This is a genomic window from Flavobacterium sp. (assembly GCF_047602195.1).
In the GTDB taxonomy this organism is placed as follows: domain Bacteria; phylum Bacteroidota; class Bacteroidia; order Flavobacteriales; family Flavobacteriaceae; genus Flavobacterium.
Genome location: NZ_JASGHW010000001.1, coordinates 125698 through 142454 on the forward strand (window position 1 = coordinate 125698; position 16757 = coordinate 142454).

A 16757-nucleotide genomic window follows, 5' to 3' on the forward strand; every position below is an offset into this window, starting at 1 on the left:
TTTTTTTCCGCAGTAATTTATTTTCCGCGGTTTCTGAATTTCTCGCGGTATTGCTTGAGCAATTTTCGATTGAAATCTTCCTCGGCTTTTTTGAGTTTCAGAATTTTGACCGGCGGAAGAATGGACTTGAGATTGGCCGTAAATTTCTTGCGCAACTGGTAAATTTCTTCCTCGGTATTTTCCATCTGGGTCAGAAATGACGAGGCTTCCTTGTCGGATAATTTATCGATGGCACCCTCATCCATGCGGTTCAAAAAGGATTTGAGCTTTTGTTGGCGCAACTCCTGTTGTTTGTCGTCGTAGGCATTGAACAATGGCCAGAACTTTTCGGCTTCGGCGGGAGTGAGTTTCAATTCCTCGGTGATGAAGGCGACTTTGAGCGACTTGATCTGCTCTTTCTTTTCCTCGATCCGCCCGCCTTGTGCAACGGCAGAAAAAGACATCAGGGAAAAGGCGAGGGTAAACAATGGTAATAAAATCGTTTTTGCTTTCATGGCTAATTGATTAGGTATTGTTCCAAATTGGCGTTGTGCGAAAGGATGTCTTCGACGGCTTTGTCGTCGAGGTTGATTTCGGCATTGAGCTGTTCCAGGTCTTCGTTTTCCAGAAGTTCCACCAAGGCATCTTCGGTGCCGGTCTGTGAAGCGAGGTAATTTTCGATGGCGATCGCGTCGGTTTCATTCGATTGTGTTTTCAACGCATTGAATACCGTGATGCCCAATCCAACGACCAAAACCGCTGCGGCGGCAAACCAAATGTTTTTTTTGCGGTGCAATGGAATTACCTTGGGTTGGTTGGCGATTTTTGCTTGGATTTGTTGCGGCAATTGGTCAAAATAACCTTCCGGAATGTTGAATCCCGGATTAATTTTGTCGTGATCGTCTAGCTTAAAATTTTTCATGACGCTTGGACTTAAGGTTTCTGCATTGGTTTAATTCTTATTCATGTAATCTTCAATTTTCTTGACCGCATGATGGTAGGACGCCTTGAGCGCGCCCACCGAGGTGCCTAAAATTTCCGACATTTCTTCGTATTTGATTTCTTCGAAATATTTCATCTTAAACACGAGTTGCTGTTTCTCGGGCAAAAGTAAAATGGCTTTTTGCAACTTGATTTGGATTTCATCGCCGTCGAAATAATTATCGGCTTTGAGGTTGTCCACCAATTTGGTCTGCAATTCCGCCGAAGTCATCCTGCCGCGTTTGGCCTTTTGGTTGAGGAACGTAATGGCCTCGTTGGTCGCAATCCGGTACATCCAGGAGAACAATTTGCTCTCGCCCTTGAAACCCTTGAGGTATTGGAACACTTTTACGAAAGTATTCTGCAACACATCATTGGCATCGTCATGGTCCAAAACCATGTTCCGGATGTGGCTGTACAATGGCCGCTGGTACAACGCCATCAGTTGTTGAAACGCTTCATTCTGCGTTTTCGGGTCGAGTAGCTGTTGTATGAATTCCTTTTCTTCCAAAGAAAAAATTTTGGTCTAAGAATACGGGCATCGGGAAAGGTTTAACCGTTCAGAAAATTTTACGGTGCAGTCACTTCGGCAGCGGGAACGGGAACGGGGGCGGCAACTGGAGCGTAAACCCTCGGCTTTGGCGGTGCAACTACTTTTGGCCTGACCGGTACATAAATTGAGGTCACCCACTTCGACGGGTGTTTTTCCTGTTCCATGTTCACCGAATACATTTCGACATAAGCGCCCGTTTCATTCTGCGGAATTCCTTTTTCATCCATGTAGGCGAATGCTTTGTCCCAAGCCTGTTGCAGGTGCGAATAATCACCGGTCAAGGTCGTTTTCAACGCCTCAAAACCCTGAAGTTTTCCTGCGATGATGTCGCTGTCCGGGCTCACGAAAATCTGTTTGTCGACCGGAATACAAACCGACATATCGGTAATGCCTTTTGCCATGTCATAGGTATGGTAAATCACAAACGGTTTACCGTGCATCGTCATTTTGTTCTTTTTGAAGAAGTACATCAATTTGGGCAGCATGATGCGGATGTTTTTCGGCACATTCGAAATCTTGCTGCGGATGCGTTGTCCCAAATAAAAGGCGCTGGTCTTGTTGACGACACCATCTACTTTAATATTGAAGGTATTGAGTTCGTAATCGAGTGACTTGTCCAAATTCGCCAAACTTCTTTCATACATGGTCCCGATGACTTTGTCGGCACCGCCATTGAACGCAGCATAGATTTTAAACCCGAAACTCATCTGGCCTTTGGAACGCCACGTCACTTTAGTACCGCCAAGCGTATCTTTAAATGTCCAGTAAACATCAGAAGTCGTTCCGCCGTATTCCATTTTTTGCGTGATGCTGTTGTTTTCCACCACGGTAATCGTCTTCGATTTTCCGTTGCCTTCCGAACCGCTCCACGAATACGAACCGCCTTTGCCAATGGTGTGCTGCGGATAAGTGAATTGCATTTTCGGGTCGTCGATTTTCCATGAACCAAAATTCTCCCAGTTGCGGTAATCGTTCACATAATTGAAAACGGTGGCTTTGGGCGATTTGATGAGGGTACTGCGCTCGACTTCAAAAGCACCTTTCTGCGTGGCAACAAAGACCGACAGTGCAAAAAAGCCCAATAAAATTAAAAGGAAGATGTATTTAAGGATTCTCATGGTTGGTGGTTTCGTGAGGTAAAGTTAGCAATTAAATCGATTGCAGCCTTACATAATTTCGCGCGGAGTTCTTACATTTTGGATAGCCGATTTGTGTATATTTGTTTGAATTATTAAAATTTTAGCCAATGAAATTACATACCCTGGCAGGAATGATGATTGCTGCCACCGTACTGGTTTCCTGCAATAAAAAAGAAGCAGAAACCGAAACGAAGAAAACATCCGATGCCAATTTCGAATACGTGGTCGAGGAATTTGCCGACATCAAAGTGTTGCGCTACCAAGTCCCGGGCTGGGAAAACCTCACGCTCAAGGAACAAGAATTGGTGTATTACCTGACCCAGGCCGGTATTGCGGGCCGCGACATCTACTGGGATCAGAACTACAAGCACAACCTCAAAATCCGCAAGGCACTCGAAAACATTTACCAGCATTACAACGGCGACAAGAATGCCGAAAACTGGAAACAATTTGAAATCTACCTCAAGCGCGTCTGGTTCTCCAACGGCATCCACCACCATTACTCGATGGACAAGATCAAACCCGGTTTCGATATCGCTTATTTCAAGCAATTGATGACCGATACCAAAACCACTTTGGAACCTGAAATCGTCGAAATCCTGTTCAACAATGTCGATGCGAAAAAAGTCAATCTCGATGAGTCCAAAGGTTTGCTCGCGGGTTCGGCCGTGAATTTCTACGACAAGGGCATTACCGAAAAGGAAGTCGAGGCGTTTTACAAAGCCAAGAAAAGTGCCGATCCGGCGCGTCCGGTTTCTTTCGGGCTCAACTCGAAACTGGTGCGCAATGCATCGGGCCAGCTCGAGGAAAAAGTCTGGAAAAGCGGTGGCATGTACGGTCCGGCGATCGATAAAATTGTCTACTGGCTCGAAAAAGCAAAAGGCGTAGCCGAAAACAAAAAGCAAGGCGACGCGCTTGGTTTGTTGATCCAATTCTACAAAACGGGCGACCTCAAGGCTTGGGACGATTACAACATTGCTTGGTCGCAGGCCACCGAAGGCAACATCGATTACATCAGCGGATTCGTGGAAGTCTACAACGACCCGATCGGTTACCGCGGTTCTTACGAAGGCGTAGTCCAAATCAAGGATTTCGACATGTCGGCCAAAATGGAAAAGATTTCCAAAAATGCCCAATGGTTCGAGGACAATTCGCCTTTGATGCCCGAACACAAAAAGAAAAACGTAGTCGGTGTTTCGTATAAAACCGTTATCGTCGCAGGCGAATCGGGCGATTCTTCGCCAAGTACGCCGATTGGTGTGAATTTGCCGAACTCCGATTGGATCAGAGAAGATTACGGTTCCAAATCAGTTTCGCTTGGAAACATTGTAGATTCTTACAACAACGCCGGCGGTCACGACAAACTCAAGGAATTTGCCAACGATCCCGAAGAAATCGAACTCGAAGAACAATACGGCGAAGAAGCCGATAAACTGCACACGGCCCTGCACGAAGTCGTTGGTCACGCATCCGGAAAAATCAACGATGGCGTGGGAACACCAAAAGAAACGCTCAAAAGCTATGCTTCGACCTTGGAAGAAGGCCGTGCGGATCTCGTTGGTTTGTTCTATCTGTACAGCCCAAAATTACAGGAACTCGGCTTGGTTAAGGATTGGAAGAAAACCGGAATGGCCGCGTACGACGGCTACATCCGCAATGGTTTGATGACCCAATTGATCCGTCTCGAACCGGGCACCGATATCGAGGAAGCGCACATGAGAAACCGCCAATGGGTGAGTGCGTGGGTGTTTGAAAAAGGCAAGAAAGACAATGTGATTGAGAAAATCACACGCGATGGAAAAACCTATTTCAACATCACCAACTACGAGAAATTGCACGCGCTTTTTGGGGAATTGCTCAAAGAAACCCAACGCATCAAATCGGAAGGTGATTTCAAGGCGGCCAAGGCTTTGGTGGAAACCTACGGCGTGAAAGTCGACCAGCAGTTGCACAAAGAGATTTTGGCGCGCAACGAGAAATTCAAATCGCCGCCGTACAGCGGTTTCGTGAACCCGGTTCTGGTTCCGAAAATGGAAGGCGGCAAAATCATCTCGATCGAAATCCAACAGCCGAAAACGTTCGCCGAACAGATGTTGTATTATTCAAAGAACTTCAATTTCCTTCCGGACGTCAATTAATCCAAGGAAAATCAAATAGCAAAACCGTTGTCGAAAGGCAGCGGTTTTTTATTTCAATAAAAGTTTTCAACAACCAAAACCAGATTCGATTTCCAATCGTATTTATTGCCATGGAAATAAATACACATTTTAAAATGAACAGGAAATTTAGATTGGGCTATTACCTGCTGATGGCTTTTCTAATGCTGATTTTGAGTTACCACGTTTACCTGTTTTTCAGCATACTATTTGAGATGCCAGACTTCGGAATGAGTTTCATCATCTTTCCGTGGTAATAGTAAGCGAAAAAAAAGCCCTGCATTTGAGCGGGGCTTTTTCTTTTGATATGGTTAGCGTTTCATCGTAAACTTGATCACAAAAAGCAAGGCGATGAACAGCAGGAATGCAATCAAGACGCGGTAACTGCCTTTGTAGAATTTTTGATGCAAACGGGCGTCCTTTCGGTAAACATAAATCGCACATCCGATAAAAACCACCAGAAAAGTACCCGCAAAAATCAATTGTCCCTGTGTAAACATTGTGTATAATTTTTGGGCAAAAATACGCATTCGAAAACAAAATTCGGCTACTTTGCATCCCAATAAATGACAGAAATTATGCAGAAACAAATAGGTTCAGTTAAGGAATTCCACACCGCATTCGGACTCGGTGTGAATGACAGCCCGAAAGGCGATTTGGGCGAAAGCAAGAATAGGCTGCGCTACAACCTGATGAAGGAAGAAAATGAAGAATACCTCGAGGCGGTGCAGAATGACGATGTGGTCGAAATCGCCGATGCGTTGGGCGACATGATGTATATTTTGTGCGGAACGATCATCGAACACGGCATGCAGCACATCATCGAGGAAGTTTTCGACGAAATCCAACGCAGCAACATGAGCAAACTCGGAGAAGACGGCAAGCCGATTTACCGCGAAGATGGCAAAGTGATGAAAGGCCCGAATTATTTCAAACCCGATTTTTCGAAGATCATCAATAAGTAGATTTTCAGATCGTCGGATTTTCGGAAACGCTTCGCTTCAGATACCTACAAATAAAAACCGGAACATCAAGCTCCGGTTTTTTTATTCTATTTTTTTCTGACAATCTGAAAATCCAAAAACTACACTTTCTCCGTCCACCCAAAAGTATCTTCTGCCAATTTATATTGGATTTTGGTCAATTGGTCCTTGAGTTTCAAAGCGTAGGAGTTTTCCATTTTCGGCAATTCGTAATATTGGTCCTGGTAAGAGAATCCAACAATCGGGTTGACCACTGCTGCGGTTCCGGCGCCGAAGATTTCCTTGAGGCTGCCATCTTTCATGCCTTCGATCAATTCCGACACCAGTACCGATCGTTCTTCGACCTTGATGCCTTCTCTTTTGGCGAGCGCAATCAAACTTTTGCGCGTCACGCCGTCGAGGATTCTTTCGCTTACCGGCGCGGTCAACAAAGTATCGTTGATGCGGAAAAACACGTTCATCGTTCCGGCTTCTTCCAATTTCGTATGGGTCGCGTCATCGGTCCAGATGACTTGCTGGAAGCCTTTTTCGTTGGCTAGTTTCGTCGGATAGAATTGCGCCGAATAGTTTCCGGCCGCTTTTGCCGCACCGATTCCGCCATTGGCCGCACGGCTGTAATGTTCGGCGATCAAGACCTTTACTTCGCCTGAATAATAGGCTTTGGCAGGCGACAGAATGATCATGAAACGGAATTGCGTCGAAGGTGCTGCAACGACACCGCTTCCAATGGCAATCATGAACGGACGAATATATAAGGTATTGCCGAGTCCGAATTTGACCCAGTTTCTTTCCAGATCGAGCAATTGGTGTAGACCGCTCATGAAAATGTCTTCGGGAAGTTCGGGCATCGCCATCCGTACCGCCGATTTGTTCAAACGATCCAGGTTTTGGTCGGGACGGAACAGCCAAACGTCGCCTTGCTCATCTTTATAGGCTTTCATGCCTTCGAAAATGGCCTGTCCATAGTGGAAAACCTTGGCCGAAGGATCGAGCAGAAAGGGCTCATAAGGCTTGATCTGCGGCTTGTGCCATTTGCCTTCGCGGAAATCACACACAAACATATGGTCGGTAAAAGTGGCCCCGAAAGTCAGGTTGTCGAAATCAACCGTATCAATTTTTGATTGTGGAACTTTTACGATATCGATTTCGCTGGTCGTTTTTAAACTCATGTAAAATGCGGTTTTAAAGTTTTAATCGATTGATTTTCAAATAGTTAAATAAATGAATTTCAAACGATGCTCATTCGGCTAAAATAATAAAAAAATAGCTGAGTTTTGGGGAGTTGGCGACGATTATTTTAAGATTTCTTCAATTCTTTTTAACACCTGTCATTTGTTGACGGATTGCCAACAAAATTGATAAAAACTTGTAGTTGTTGGAATAAACTGGTTATTTTTGCGCGTATCTGAATTCAAGTATTTAAAAATCAAATCATGAAAAAAATAATCGTTTTGGGTTGCTGTCTGTTGGCGCTCGTCAGTTGCAAGAAAGAATCGGAAGAAGTAAAAGTGGATGAAACCAAGGTCGATACGCCGGTCGATTCGATCGTGCAAAACGATACGGTGGCTGCAACAAAAGCAGAATCGGTTCCTGCCGAGGAAAACAGCGTTGCACCAACCACCGAGCCGGCTAAGGCAGATGCCAAAGGCGAAAAGGACGCCGCCAAACCCGAACTCAAAGCTGAAGCCAAAACCAATACAAAATATGCGACTTTCGGCGACAAAATAACCGCCGACAAAGCCTTGACCAAAGAGCAGATGACCCAAAAATACGCCTCGCTCAAAAAAGGCGATACGATCAACGTGAAGTTCAAGTCCAAGATCATGTCGGTCTGCAAAAAGAAAGGCTGCTGGATGAAAATGGATTTGGCCGAGAACAAGGAATCGTTCATCCGTTTCAAGGATTACGGTTTTTTTGTACCGCTCAACGCTGACAATTCGGATGCGATCGTGAGCGGGAAAGCCTTCCTCGATGTGATTTCGGTAGATGAATTGAAGCACTATGCCAAAGACGGCGGCAAATCGCAGGAAGAAATCGACAAAATCACGCAGCCCAAAATTACTTATGCATTCCAGGCGGATGGCGTTTTAATCCAGCAATAATGAGGAAACTGACGTTTTTGCTTTTCGGGATTTTGCTTTTTTCGTGCCAACCCAAAAAGGAGGAGGCTGCGAAGAAAGACGAAGCGGCCTGCGCCAAAGATTCGGCTAAAACCGAAGGCAAGAAGTTTGAAATGTACCAGATGTCGGAAATGTCGTTGCTCATGGAACAGATGTATGTGGACAACCAGCGGTTGAAGGAGCGCATCCAAAAAGGCGATACGATCGGGCAATTCCCGAACCATTTCCTCCAAATCCACAAAGCCGTGATGACCGACGACAAGGAAAACGACGCTTTCTTTAAGGAGCAGGCGGCCAATTTCATTCATGCGCAGGAACTCATCTACAAAGATCCCAAGAATGCCAAGGCGCATTTCAACAAAGGCGTCGATGCCTGTCTGAAATGCCACCAGGTCAAATGTGCCGGCCCAATCCCGCGCATCAAGAAACTGTATATTACCGATTAGTGAAACGCCAAATCATCAAAACCTCCGACGGTTCGACGACGATCCATTTGCCCGACTGGGACGAGTCCTATCATTCCAAACACGGCGCGATCCAGGAAGCCATTCACGTATTTATTAAGAATGGGTTGAGTTTGTTTGACGCTAAACCCATCTCTATTCTGGAGATCGGTTTCGGTACCGGACTCAACGCATTCATTACTTTTTTGGAGGCCCGGAAAAATCAACAATCGGTGAATTATGTTGGCGTGGAAGCTTATCCCGTCGCAGCAGATGAAGTACTGCAGATGAATTATGTGGGCGAACTCAACGCTGCAAATGAAACGACTGTTTTTGAACAAATGCACCAAAGCGAATGGGAAAAACCGGTTGCGCTTTCGGAAGATTTTACACTCACAAAACGCCAGCAGTTTTTCCATGAAATTGAAGACCAACAAACATTTGATTTGATTTATTTCGATGCGTTCGGTTTTCGCGTGCAACCCGAATTGTGGTCGCTCGATATTTTTCAAAAAATGTACAATGCGTTGAAACCGGGTGGCATCTTAGTGACTTATGCGGCGCGGGGCATCATCAAACGCAATATGATGGAAGCCGGTTTTGCGGTCGAGAAATTGGCCGGACCGCCGGGGAAGCGCGAGATGTTCAGGGCTACTAAGCATCAAGGATGAAATACACCTTACTCTTAATCGGTATTTTGTTGCTGCTGTTTTTCGGGATGCCCGATGTGGTTTTGTATGCCAAATCGGGGGTGTTGAAATGGGTTCCTTATGGGATTATTATTTTGGTAGTGCCTTTTTTGCTTTATAAGATATTGGATGGGATGAAAATCAATTCGACCTTGGGTTGGTTGATCCCGATTGGTTCTGTTTTGATGGTCGGAATACCTTATGGGCATTGGACAGATGATTTGAAAGAAAAAGATTTGCAGCAAAATGGCGCGGTTACCGATGGCGTAGTCGTCGATGTTTTCGAAGGTTCCCGAGAAAGTTACCACAAACTGTATTTTGTGGGCGAATTTGAAGTGGACGGCAAAACCTACCAGACTTTTTCTTATGACAATAAGGACCATCGTTTCCAGATTGACGATTCGATTGTGGTGGAATATTCCAGACGCAATCCCGAGAACAGTCGGGTCATTTTAGACTGACGTTATTGGGCGTGCAAATCCCCTAGCCCTGATGGCAGCGGCATCCTTTTGTCCCGCAGGGCAAAAGATAGAGCGGACAGCAGGAACAAGCTCCCAAAAATTAACAGGATGTATAGCCTTACATTCCCATTTGCCAATTAACGTTTCTTTTGTAAATCAGAATTCTTTTTTGCCTACATTTGAAATAACCAATTCGAGAAACATTATTATCTTATGAAAAGAACCATGTTCGCTTACACGAAGACCATCCTCGAAAGAGTGAGCTTCGACCCGTTGCTTTTTTGCAAGGAATTGGAAAAAGCGCTGAAGGTTTTACTACCGTACGAGGTAGAGCAACTCACAGAATGGCTGCTAAGCTTTACAAACGAAAAGCCTGAACTAAGGCAATGCCTGATTTACGTTAACAAATAAAACTAAAAGGAGCTTAAACGGCTCCTTTTTTTATGGACTTCAAATCCAGGCCGTTGCATAGTGGTTTGGATTTTTTGTTTGTAAGGATACTGCTCTTTTTTTTGTATCGTTGTTGTGTTATTTTTGTAGGTTTTTACTTTTAAATAGTAATAAAAAGTGTATTTTATCGATATATTTTGCATTTTATCGGTAAAAAATTTGGTAGGTATTTGAAAAAAAATATACATTTACCTTACGTTCATACCTAAGATAACCCCTAAATCTTAACATTATGCCTAGAATGATTTACGATTACACGAAATCGGTACTGGAACGCGTGAGCTTTGATCCGGTACTTTTCTGCAAAGAACTGCGTAAGGCTTTGAAAAACTTACTCCCTTACGAATTAGAACAACTCAAAAAATGGCTGACTAATTTTACGAATGAAAAGCCTGAATTAAAGCCTTACATCTCCATTGTCGGATGATGAAAAAAGGAGCCGATTGGCTCCTTATTTTTTTTGCAGTGGGCTGATGATTTCCACGTTCTGGAAAACGATCGCGCCTTTGATGACACCGGCAATTGTACTTCTTAGCGCTTCGATCATGTGGATTTTAAGCTCGGTTTTGGGGAAGATGAGACTGACTTCGCGCGCGGGTTTCGGTTCGACGAAATGGCGCAGTTTGGCTTTGTCCTTGTCCTTCAACTCCAAAGTATGCAGATAGGGAAGGAGCGTGGTGCCGAGTCCTTCGTCGGCCAATTTGATCAGCGTTTCAAAACTGCCGCTTTCGATACGGAAATGATTGGCTTCGTTTTTTCCGGCGGTCTTGCACAAATTTAAAATGCCGTCGCGGAAGCAATGGCCATCCTGTAGCAATAGGATTTCATCAACATTCAAATCGGAAACCTCGATTTCTTTTTTCTGGAAACTGTCATGGCTTTCGGGCAGATAGGCGACGAACGGTTCGAAATACAATACGATTTCCTTTATTTTTTCTTCCATTAACGGTGTGGCGGCAATCGCGGCGTCGAGGTGGCCGTTCTTGAGGCGTGTGATGATTTCCTCGGTGTTGAGTTCCTCGATGATCAATTTGACTTTTGGATATTTCTTGATGAAATTGTTGAGAAACATTGGAAGTAACGTCGGCATAATGGTCGGGATGATGCCCAGACGGAATTCGCCGCCGATAAATCCTTTCTGCTGTTCGACGATGTCCTTGATGCGGTCGGCTTCGTTGACAATATTCTTGGCCTGGTTGACGATTTTTTGCCCGATGTCGGTGAGTTGGATCGGTTTTTTGCTGCGGTCGAAAATCAGGATGTTGAGTTCTTCCTCGATTTTTTGGATCTGCATGCTCAGCGTGGGCTGGGTCACGAAACACTTTTCTGCGGCAAGGGTAAAATTCTTGTATTCGGCGACGGCCAGAACGTATTGCAATTGGGTAATAGTCATTATTGGAAAATTTTATACAAAAATAAAAAAACAATAAGATTTCACTATCCCATTACGCCAAAAGTTTGCGTAAATTTAAACTTCATTCAAAACACAAATCTTAATACAATCAATTTTATGAAAACCAATATTTTAGGGCTTTCGGTCAAGGAATCCGAACACATGGTTGGCGAACTCAACGTACTTTTATCGAACTTTCAAGTCTATTACCAAAACCTTCGGGGCATCCATTGGAACATCCGCGGCAAGCGTTTTTTCGAATTGCATGTCAAGTTCGAAGAACTTTACAACGATGCCCAGCTCAAGATTGATCTGGTGGCCGAAAGGATTTTGACCATCGGCGGCACACCGCTTCATACTTTTGAGGATTACCTCAAGAACAACCAGATCGGCATTGGGAAGAATGTTTCCAACGATGAGAAAGCCGTTCACCTGATCGTAAATTCGCTTTCCGATCTGCTCAAAATCGAAAGAGACATTCTCAATAAATCGGCCGACATCAATGACGAAGGAACCAATTCGATGATGAGCGACTTCATTGCCGAACAGGAGAAAACGATTTGGATGATGCGCGCCTGGCTCGAAGAAAGTTTGTAATCAAGCATTTAGCGAAAAATCTGACGAAAGCCGAAATCCACTCCAACGATTTCGGCTTTATTTTGATGTTAATTTTTGTATAAATTTGATAGTGCCCCTTTTGATTTGTAAGGTTTACGTCTATTTTTGCGACATGAAGTTTGCTGCTAAAATAGTATTGTTGCTGTTCGTTGTCTTCCTGGCGACGCCGACCGTGGTCAGTGTCATCAAGAAAAGCTGCGACACTTCGTACTTTTTCAGCATGTCGGAGGAGGAACACCACAAAGAGGTCAAGGCCGAATACCGTTTCCACCACGACATTACTTTCGTCAATTTATCAGGCAACACTTCGGGCCTGATTTTATCGGAGAATCTTTCGAAACACGACAACGTTTCTGCTACGATTTTTATCCCGCCTCCCGAACAGGTTTAATACATCGCGGTTTTGCCATTGGTAAAGCCGAAGTTTCCGCACGTCTTGTTGCGGCCAAATTCTTTGTATTCAACTTTAGTAAGGTATTATGACAAAAAAAATCAATCTTTTTGCTAACCTCAAGTCTGATTTTGCCTCAGGTTTGGTGGTTTTTCTGGTGGCGTTGCCGTTGTGTTTGGGTATTGCGATGGCTTCGGGCGCCCCGTTATTTTCGGGAATTATTGCAGGTGTGGTAGGCGGAATCGTCGTGGGATATATGAGTAAATCGCATCTCAGCGTTTCGGGTCCCGCTGCCGGATTAACCGCGATCATGTTGACCGGTTTGGCCGATGTAGGCACTTTTAATGCTGTATTGACTGCGGTTTTGATTGCGGGTGTGCTTCAATTGGCGCTTGGTTTCATCAAGGCAGGCAGCATTTCGAATTATTTCCCGACCAACGTAATCGAAGGCATGCTTGCCGGTATCGGTATCATCATCATCCTCAAGCAATTGCCGCATGCCGTGGGCTACGACAAAGATTTCGAAGGAGACCAATCGTTTATGCAGGTCGATGGCGGAAATACGATTTCCACTTTACTCGGTGCCTTCAATTATGTACAGCTCGGCTCGATTGTGATTACGCTCATTTCATTGGCCATCCTGATTTCATGGGACAAAGTACCGGCGCTCAAGAAACTCAAACTCGTTCCGGGTGCGCTCGTGGCCGTAATCCTGGGTGTGGTGCTCAACGAAATCTTCACTGCTTCTGGCAGCATGTTGGCCATCGGCAAACAGCATTTGGTTTCGCTGCCGGTGCCGACGAGTTTCGATGAATTCAAAGCCATCCTAATGACTCCGGATTTGGGCGCGATCTACAACTCGAAAGTATGGATTTTGGGCGCGACTATTGCGATTGTCGCTTCGATTGAAACCCTATTGTGTATCGAAGCCGCCGACCGTATGGACATCCAGAAACGCTACACCGACACCAATGTCGAATTGAAGGCGCAAGGTATCGGAAATATCGTGAGTTCGTTGCTGGGTGGTTTGCCGATGACTTCGGTGGTCGTGCGTACTTCGGCCAACAATAATGCAGGGGCGAAGTCTAAAATGTCTACGATCATCCACGGCTTTTTGTTGTTGATCTGCGTCGTATCGATTCCGGCCATCCTTAATAAAATCCCTTTGGCGACCCTGGCGGCCGTACTTTTGATGGTCGGGTATAAATTGGCCAAACCTTCTACTGTGATGCATTTTTGGGAAAAAGGGAAATACCAATTCATCCCATTCATCGCAACGGTCATCGGCGTCGTATTCACCGATTTGCTCAAAGGGGTTGCGCTTGGCATCGCTATTAGTATTATTTTTGTGTTGAAAGGGAACCTCAAACGCGCTTACCATTTCCGCAAGGAACAATACGCGGACGGCGATGTCATCCACATCGACCTGGCGCAGGAAGTGTCGTTTTTGAACAAGGCCGCCATCAAATCGACCTTGGCTGAAATCCCTGAAAACTCAAAGGTGGTCATCAATGCCGCCGATACGGTGTATATTGCACACGATATTCTCGATTTGATCCGTGAATTCAAGACCACGCGCGCCATCGACGAGAACATCAAGGTCAAGCTCAAAGGATTCAAGAAAGCCTATGAGCTCGAGAACAGCGAGGGCTTCCATACCGTAACGGTTGAACACAAGACCCACCAAAAGGAAGTCGTGGGCGCTGAAAATTAAATTATAGACTACTAAAACACCAATATGAAAACATTAAATAAAGAATTACAAGCATCGATTACCCCAAGAAAAGCCTTGGAATTATTGAAAGCCGGAAACAAACGTTTTGTAAGCAACCTTCAAGAAAACAGGGACTTGCTCAAGCAGGTCAACGACACGCGCGACGGGCAATGGCCTTTTGCGGTCATCCTAAGTTGCATCGACAGCCGCACTTCGGCCGAGTTGATTTTCGACCAGGGATTGGGCGATGTTTTCTCGGCACGTATCGCTGGGAACATTGTCAATACCGATATTTTGGGCAGTATGGAATTTGCGTGCAAAGTCGCCGGTTCCAAATTGATTGTCGTGCTCGGGCATTCCAAATGCGGCGCGGTCAAAGGAGCTTGCGACCATGTGGAAATGGGCAACCTGACCGAACTGCTTTCCAAAATCCAACCGGCGGTTTATGCCGAGAAAGCGACACAGGACAACCGTTCGGCCTCCAATGCGACGTTTGTCGAAAATGTGGCTGAAATCAATGTGAAGCGCAGTGTGCACAGTGTCATCGAGCGCAGTTTCATTCTCGAACAGATGATCGAGAATGGCCAGATTGGTATTGTCGGCGGCATGCACAACATCGAAACCGGCGAGGTGACTTTCTACGACGACACGCTGTACATCAACGATGGCGAGAACCCAGATTTTTCACTAGAAAGCCTCAAACATTAAAAGCATTGGATGCAAATGACAAGCCATCGGCCCATTAACCGGCGGGTGGTTTTTTATATATTTGATAGAAATTTTACGCCATGAGTGATTTTTACAAGAAGATATTAGAGAACAACAAACAATGGGTCGAATCGACCCTGGCCAAAGATCCCAATTATTTCGAGGATCTCGCCAAAGGACAAACCCCGCCTTTGTTGTGGATCGGTTGTTCGGACAGCCGCGTCCCGGCCAATGAGATTATCGGCGCCAAGCCGGGAGAGGTTTTCGTACACCGCAACATCGCCAACATGGTTGTGCATTCCGATATGAACATGCTCAGTGTACTCGATTACGCCGTGAATGTGTTGAAGGTGAAGCACGTCATTGTATGCGGGCATTACGGTTGCGGCGGCGTGAAAGCGGCCATGGGCAACCAGTCGATCGGCATCATCGACAATTGGATCCGACACATCAAGGACGTCTACCGTTTGCACCATACTTACCTGGATTCCATCATCGACGAAACCGAACGATTCAACAGATTTGTCGAAATCAACGTGAAAGAACAGGTCTACGATCTGGCCAAGACATCCATCGTACAAGGGGCATGGAAGAATGGTCAGGAATTGACACTCCACGGTTGGGTGTACGGACTCAATTCAGGATTCGTAACCGATTTGGGCGTCAACCTGAGTTCGAATATCGACCTCAATACGGTCGACCAATTGAAACTGTAAATGACAAAGCCGCTACTGCGGCTTTTTTTATTCGTCTTCCTCCAGGTTTTCGTTGAAAGCCGAAGGCAGCATCTGTGGGATAAATTTGATCAGGATCGGCAAAAGCAGGCTGCCGCCCGGAATCAAGAAAATCGTGAGCGACGGTACGGTCTTACAGATGTCGAGCAATTGTTTCTTGATTTTTTTCTTTTCGGTTTTGTCGAGGTCGCGCGTCGTGGAATGCGCCAACAGCACCATCAATTCTTTGCTTTGCGAAATTTCCTTGGCCAATCGTTTGCGGTTGCGCGAAATGAGCGTGATGACCAGTTGTGTCGTCTGGTCGTAGAAGTGCTTGACCGGATTCGAATAATTGAAATACGGGATTTCTTTTTTGTATTGGGTGATGAACTGGTTGGTCGATAGGATGCTTTCTTCGACAAAGACATCCGAAACCCCCATGATTCCAGCCAAAGTGTGCAGGAAATAAGCTTCGTCTTTTTCCACCATGCCATCGCTCCACATTGCAAGCCCGGCCATGTCGATGATGTAATATTGTTCCAATGGGTGCGTGAAATAATCGAGTTGCAGTGTCTCGAGGTTCTGGATGTTGACTTTCGAAAATTTGCTGTAGCGCACCGATGCCTCGAACAATTTGATCAATAACTTATCGTGCTGCGATTTATTCGATTTGGTCTGCAGGGCAAGCGCCACCACACTGATGATGGCTTCTTCGATCTTTTTGAGGTATTTCTCGGGAATTTCACCTTGGGTCAAATACTGTTGGAAGGCGAGTACATCCACAAAAAGCAAGGCATTGGTGACGATGTGCGAAAAGTTCTTGCTGATGATGTTGTCATTGGTCTGTACGCGTTCATCGATGATTTCCTCGAGGTTGTGCGAAGGCGAATGTCCGGGCAGCATCTTCTTGAAAAGATTGAATCCCTGCGGATTCATTTTGTTGTAAAACGACACTGCCTTGGCGACAAACTGTTTAGGGTTGTCATCGCCAGTGACTAGGCAATAGGCTTGGTACAGGATATTGAGCAGTGCGGTCTTTGATACTTCATCGCGCAGCCAATGCGAGGCATCGATTTTTTTGGAAGTATGGAACCCGATGATGTGCCCGTAAATAAACCCCGATTCCCGAACGCTCCTGTAAAAGGTCTCTGCGTCGGGAATGGGAACAACGGGACGCTGTTCCAAAAAGAACTTGTCGATCCAGCCGTTTACCGAAGGGTTAATCATAGCGCGCGTTTAAGCTGCAAAGCTATACTTTTTTCAGCA

22 protein-coding genes are annotated in these 16757 nt (G+C 45.5%); 14 read left to right on the forward strand and 8 right to left on the reverse strand.

Going from position 1 to position 16757, the window contains the following annotated elements:
- Positions 1-17 precede the first annotated feature (17 nt).
- Genes QM717_RS00690 through QM717_RS00705 form a run of 4 tightly spaced genes read right to left on the reverse strand, consistent with a single transcriptional unit; the run spans position 18 to position 2631 of the window.
- Positions 18-494, reverse strand: a complete 477-nt coding sequence (locus tag QM717_RS00690; protein ID WP_415033818.1) for a sensor of ECF-type sigma factor — start codon at positions 492-494, stop codon at positions 18-20.
- 2 nt (positions 495-496) lie between these two features.
- On the reverse strand, positions 497-901 hold the full coding sequence (locus tag QM717_RS00695; protein WP_415033820.1) for a hypothetical protein: 405 nt from the start codon (positions 899-901) through the stop codon (positions 497-499).
- A gap of 30 nt (positions 902-931) precedes the next feature.
- The gene (locus tag QM717_RS00700) at positions 932-1471 is read right to left on the reverse strand and encodes an RNA polymerase sigma factor (protein WP_415033822.1); all 540 of its coding nucleotides are present in this window, start codon (positions 1469-1471) and stop codon (positions 932-934) included.
- Positions 1472-1530: 59 nt separating this feature from the next.
- A complete protein-coding gene (locus QM717_RS00705; protein ID WP_415033824.1) occupies positions 1531-2631 on the reverse strand; it encodes an SRPBCC family protein in 1101 nt (366 codons plus the stop codon).
- A gap of 128 nt (positions 2632-2759) precedes the next feature.
- On the opposite strand from QM717_RS00705, the gene QM717_RS00710 reads away from it, so the two are divergent.
- On the forward strand, positions 2760-4790 hold the full coding sequence (locus QM717_RS00710; RefSeq protein WP_415033826.1) for a dipeptidyl-peptidase 3 family protein: 2031 nt from the start codon (positions 2760-2762) through the stop codon (positions 4788-4790).
- A gap of 134 nt (positions 4791-4924) precedes the next feature.
- Complete coding sequence (locus QM717_RS00715; protein ID WP_415033828.1) at positions 4925-5065, forward strand: hypothetical protein; 141 nt, start codon at positions 4925-4927, stop codon at positions 5063-5065.
- A gap of 54 nt (positions 5066-5119) precedes the next feature.
- On the opposite strand, the gene QM717_RS00720 is transcribed toward QM717_RS00715, so the two are convergent.
- The gene (locus QM717_RS00720; protein ID WP_415033830.1) at positions 5120-5308 is read right to left on the reverse strand and encodes a hypothetical protein; all 189 of its coding nucleotides are present in this window, start codon (positions 5306-5308) and stop codon (positions 5120-5122) included.
- A 78-nt stretch (positions 5309-5386) separates the two neighbouring features.
- Here QM717_RS00720 and QM717_RS00725 point away from each other — a divergent pair, with 78 nt between their 5' ends.
- A complete protein-coding gene (locus QM717_RS00725) occupies positions 5387-5773 on the forward strand; it encodes a hypothetical protein (protein ID WP_415033832.1) in 387 nt (128 codons plus the stop codon).
- A gap of 119 nt (positions 5774-5892) precedes the next feature.
- Here QM717_RS00725 and QM717_RS00730 read toward each other — a convergent pair whose 3' ends face one another.
- Positions 5893-6960, reverse strand: a complete 1068-nt coding sequence (locus tag QM717_RS00730) for a branched-chain amino acid aminotransferase (RefSeq protein WP_415033834.1) — start codon at positions 6958-6960, stop codon at positions 5893-5895.
- 264 nt (positions 6961-7224) lie between these two features.
- On the opposite strand from QM717_RS00730, the gene QM717_RS00735 reads away from it, so the two are divergent.
- The 6 genes from QM717_RS00735 to QM717_RS00760 all read left to right on the forward strand — a co-directional run bounded on the left by QM717_RS00735 (position 7225) and on the right by QM717_RS00760 (position 10381).
- The gene (locus tag QM717_RS00735; protein WP_415033836.1) at positions 7225-7893 is read left to right on the forward strand and encodes a DUF4920 domain-containing protein; all 669 of its coding nucleotides are present in this window, start codon (positions 7225-7227) and stop codon (positions 7891-7893) included.
- Positions 7893-8357, forward strand: a complete 465-nt coding sequence (locus tag QM717_RS00740; protein ID WP_415033838.1) for a hypothetical protein — start codon at positions 7893-7895, stop codon at positions 8355-8357. The genes QM717_RS00735 and QM717_RS00740 overlap by 1 nt, the downstream gene beginning before the upstream one ends.
- Positions 8357-9025: a tRNA (5-methylaminomethyl-2-thiouridine)(34)-methyltransferase MnmD gene (mnmD, locus tag QM717_RS00745; protein WP_415033840.1), complete on the forward strand. Its 669-nt coding sequence runs from the start codon at positions 8357-8359 to the stop codon at positions 9023-9025. The genes QM717_RS00740 and mnmD overlap by 1 nt, the downstream gene beginning before the upstream one ends.
- Positions 9022-9504: a hypothetical protein gene (locus QM717_RS00750; protein WP_415033842.1), complete on the forward strand. Its 483-nt coding sequence runs from the start codon at positions 9022-9024 to the stop codon at positions 9502-9504. The genes mnmD and QM717_RS00750 overlap by 4 nt, the downstream gene beginning before the upstream one ends.
- Positions 9505-9717: 213 nt before the next feature.
- Positions 9718-9915: a hypothetical protein gene (locus QM717_RS00755; protein ID WP_415033844.1), complete on the forward strand. Its 198-nt coding sequence runs from the start codon at positions 9718-9720 to the stop codon at positions 9913-9915.
- A 271-nt stretch (positions 9916-10186) separates the two neighbouring features.
- Positions 10187-10381, forward strand: a complete 195-nt coding sequence (locus tag QM717_RS00760; protein ID WP_415033846.1) for a hypothetical protein — start codon at positions 10187-10189, stop codon at positions 10379-10381.
- Positions 10382-10405: 24 nt separating this feature from the next.
- Here QM717_RS00760 and QM717_RS00765 read toward each other — a convergent pair whose 3' ends face one another.
- Positions 10406-11347 (reverse strand): LysR substrate-binding domain-containing protein, encoded by a 942-nt coding sequence (locus QM717_RS00765; protein ID WP_415033848.1) that lies wholly within the window; start codon positions 11345-11347, stop codon positions 10406-10408.
- A gap of 117 nt (positions 11348-11464) precedes the next feature.
- Here QM717_RS00765 and QM717_RS00770 point away from each other — a divergent pair, with 117 nt between their 5' ends.
- From QM717_RS00770 to can, 5 genes are all read left to right on the forward strand, one after another.
- On the forward strand, positions 11465-11944 hold the full coding sequence (locus tag QM717_RS00770; RefSeq protein ID WP_415033850.1) for a Dps family protein: 480 nt from the start codon (positions 11465-11467) through the stop codon (positions 11942-11944).
- 133 nt (positions 11945-12077) lie between these two features.
- On the forward strand, positions 12078-12356 hold the full coding sequence (locus tag QM717_RS00775) for a hypothetical protein (RefSeq protein ID WP_415033852.1): 279 nt from the start codon (positions 12078-12080) through the stop codon (positions 12354-12356).
- A gap of 88 nt (positions 12357-12444) precedes the next feature.
- A complete protein-coding gene (locus QM717_RS00780) occupies positions 12445-14070 on the forward strand; it encodes a SulP family inorganic anion transporter (protein ID WP_415033854.1) in 1626 nt (541 codons plus the stop codon).
- Between the two features lie 24 nt (positions 14071-14094).
- Positions 14095-14778, forward strand: a complete 684-nt coding sequence (locus QM717_RS00785; protein WP_415033856.1) for a carbonic anhydrase family protein — start codon at positions 14095-14097, stop codon at positions 14776-14778.
- A gap of 80 nt (positions 14779-14858) precedes the next feature.
- On the forward strand, positions 14859-15494 hold the full coding sequence (gene can, locus QM717_RS00790) for a carbonate dehydratase (RefSeq protein WP_415033858.1): 636 nt from the start codon (positions 14859-14861) through the stop codon (positions 15492-15494).
- Positions 15495-15521: 27 nt separating this feature from the next.
- Here can and QM717_RS00795 read toward each other — a convergent pair whose 3' ends face one another.
- The gene (locus QM717_RS00795; protein WP_415033860.1) at positions 15522-16718 is read right to left on the reverse strand and encodes an LETM1-related biofilm-associated protein; all 1197 of its coding nucleotides are present in this window, start codon (positions 16716-16718) and stop codon (positions 15522-15524) included.
- Positions 16719-16757: the final 39 nt, after the last annotated feature.

Excerpts from the sequence above, each read along its gene's own strand:
- QM717_RS00690 (WP_415033818.1), bottom strand. The coding sequence starts at position 494 with ATGAAAGCAAAAACGATTTTATTACCATTGTTTACCCTCGCCTTTTCC.
- QM717_RS00695 (WP_415033820.1), bottom strand. The coding sequence starts at position 901 with ATGAAAAATTTTAAGCTAGACGATCACGACAAAATTAATCCGGGATTC.
- QM717_RS00725 (WP_415033832.1), top strand. The coding sequence starts at position 5,387 with ATGCAGAAACAAATAGGTTCAGTTAAGGAATTCCACACCGCATTCGGA.
- QM717_RS00740 (WP_415033838.1), top strand. The coding sequence starts at position 7,893 with ATGAGGAAACTGACGTTTTTGCTTTTCGGGATTTTGCTTTTTTCGTGC.
- QM717_RS00715 (WP_415033828.1), top strand. The coding sequence starts at position 4,925 with ATGAACAGGAAATTTAGATTGGGCTATTACCTGCTGATGGCTTTTCTA.
- QM717_RS00795 (WP_415033860.1), bottom strand. The coding sequence starts at position 16,718 with ATGATTAACCCTTCGGTAAACGGCTGGATCGACAAGTTCTTTTTGGAA.
- QM717_RS00710 (WP_415033826.1), top strand. The coding sequence starts at position 2,760 with ATGAAATTACATACCCTGGCAGGAATGATGATTGCTGCCACCGTACTG.
- QM717_RS00750 (WP_415033842.1), top strand. The coding sequence starts at position 9,022 with ATGAAATACACCTTACTCTTAATCGGTATTTTGTTGCTGCTGTTTTTC.
- QM717_RS00765 (WP_415033848.1), bottom strand. The coding sequence starts at position 11,347 with ATGACTATTACCCAATTGCAATACGTTCTGGCCGTCGCCGAATACAAG.
- QM717_RS00730 (WP_415033834.1), bottom strand. The coding sequence starts at position 6,960 with ATGAGTTTAAAAACGACCAGCGAAATCGATATCGTAAAAGTTCCACAA.
- QM717_RS00770 (WP_415033850.1), top strand. The coding sequence starts at position 11,465 with ATGAAAACCAATATTTTAGGGCTTTCGGTCAAGGAATCCGAACACATG.
- QM717_RS00705 (WP_415033824.1), bottom strand. The coding sequence starts at position 2,631 with ATGAGAATCCTTAAATACATCTTCCTTTTAATTTTATTGGGCTTTTTT.
- QM717_RS00780 (WP_415033854.1), top strand. The coding sequence starts at position 12,445 with ATGACAAAAAAAATCAATCTTTTTGCTAACCTCAAGTCTGATTTTGCC.
- QM717_RS00785 (WP_415033856.1), top strand. The coding sequence starts at position 14,095 with ATGAAAACATTAAATAAAGAATTACAAGCATCGATTACCCCAAGAAAA.
- QM717_RS00720 (WP_415033830.1), bottom strand. The coding sequence starts at position 5,308 with ATGTTTACACAGGGACAATTGATTTTTGCGGGTACTTTTCTGGTGGTT.
- QM717_RS00755 (WP_415033844.1), top strand. The coding sequence starts at position 9,718 with ATGAAAAGAACCATGTTCGCTTACACGAAGACCATCCTCGAAAGAGTG.
- QM717_RS00760 (WP_415033846.1), top strand. The coding sequence starts at position 10,187 with ATGCCTAGAATGATTTACGATTACACGAAATCGGTACTGGAACGCGTG.
- QM717_RS00775 (WP_415033852.1), top strand. The coding sequence starts at position 12,078 with ATGAAGTTTGCTGCTAAAATAGTATTGTTGCTGTTCGTTGTCTTCCTG.
- can (WP_415033858.1), top strand. The coding sequence starts at position 14,859 with ATGAGTGATTTTTACAAGAAGATATTAGAGAACAACAAACAATGGGTC.
- QM717_RS00735 (WP_415033836.1), top strand. The coding sequence starts at position 7,225 with ATGAAAAAAATAATCGTTTTGGGTTGCTGTCTGTTGGCGCTCGTCAGT.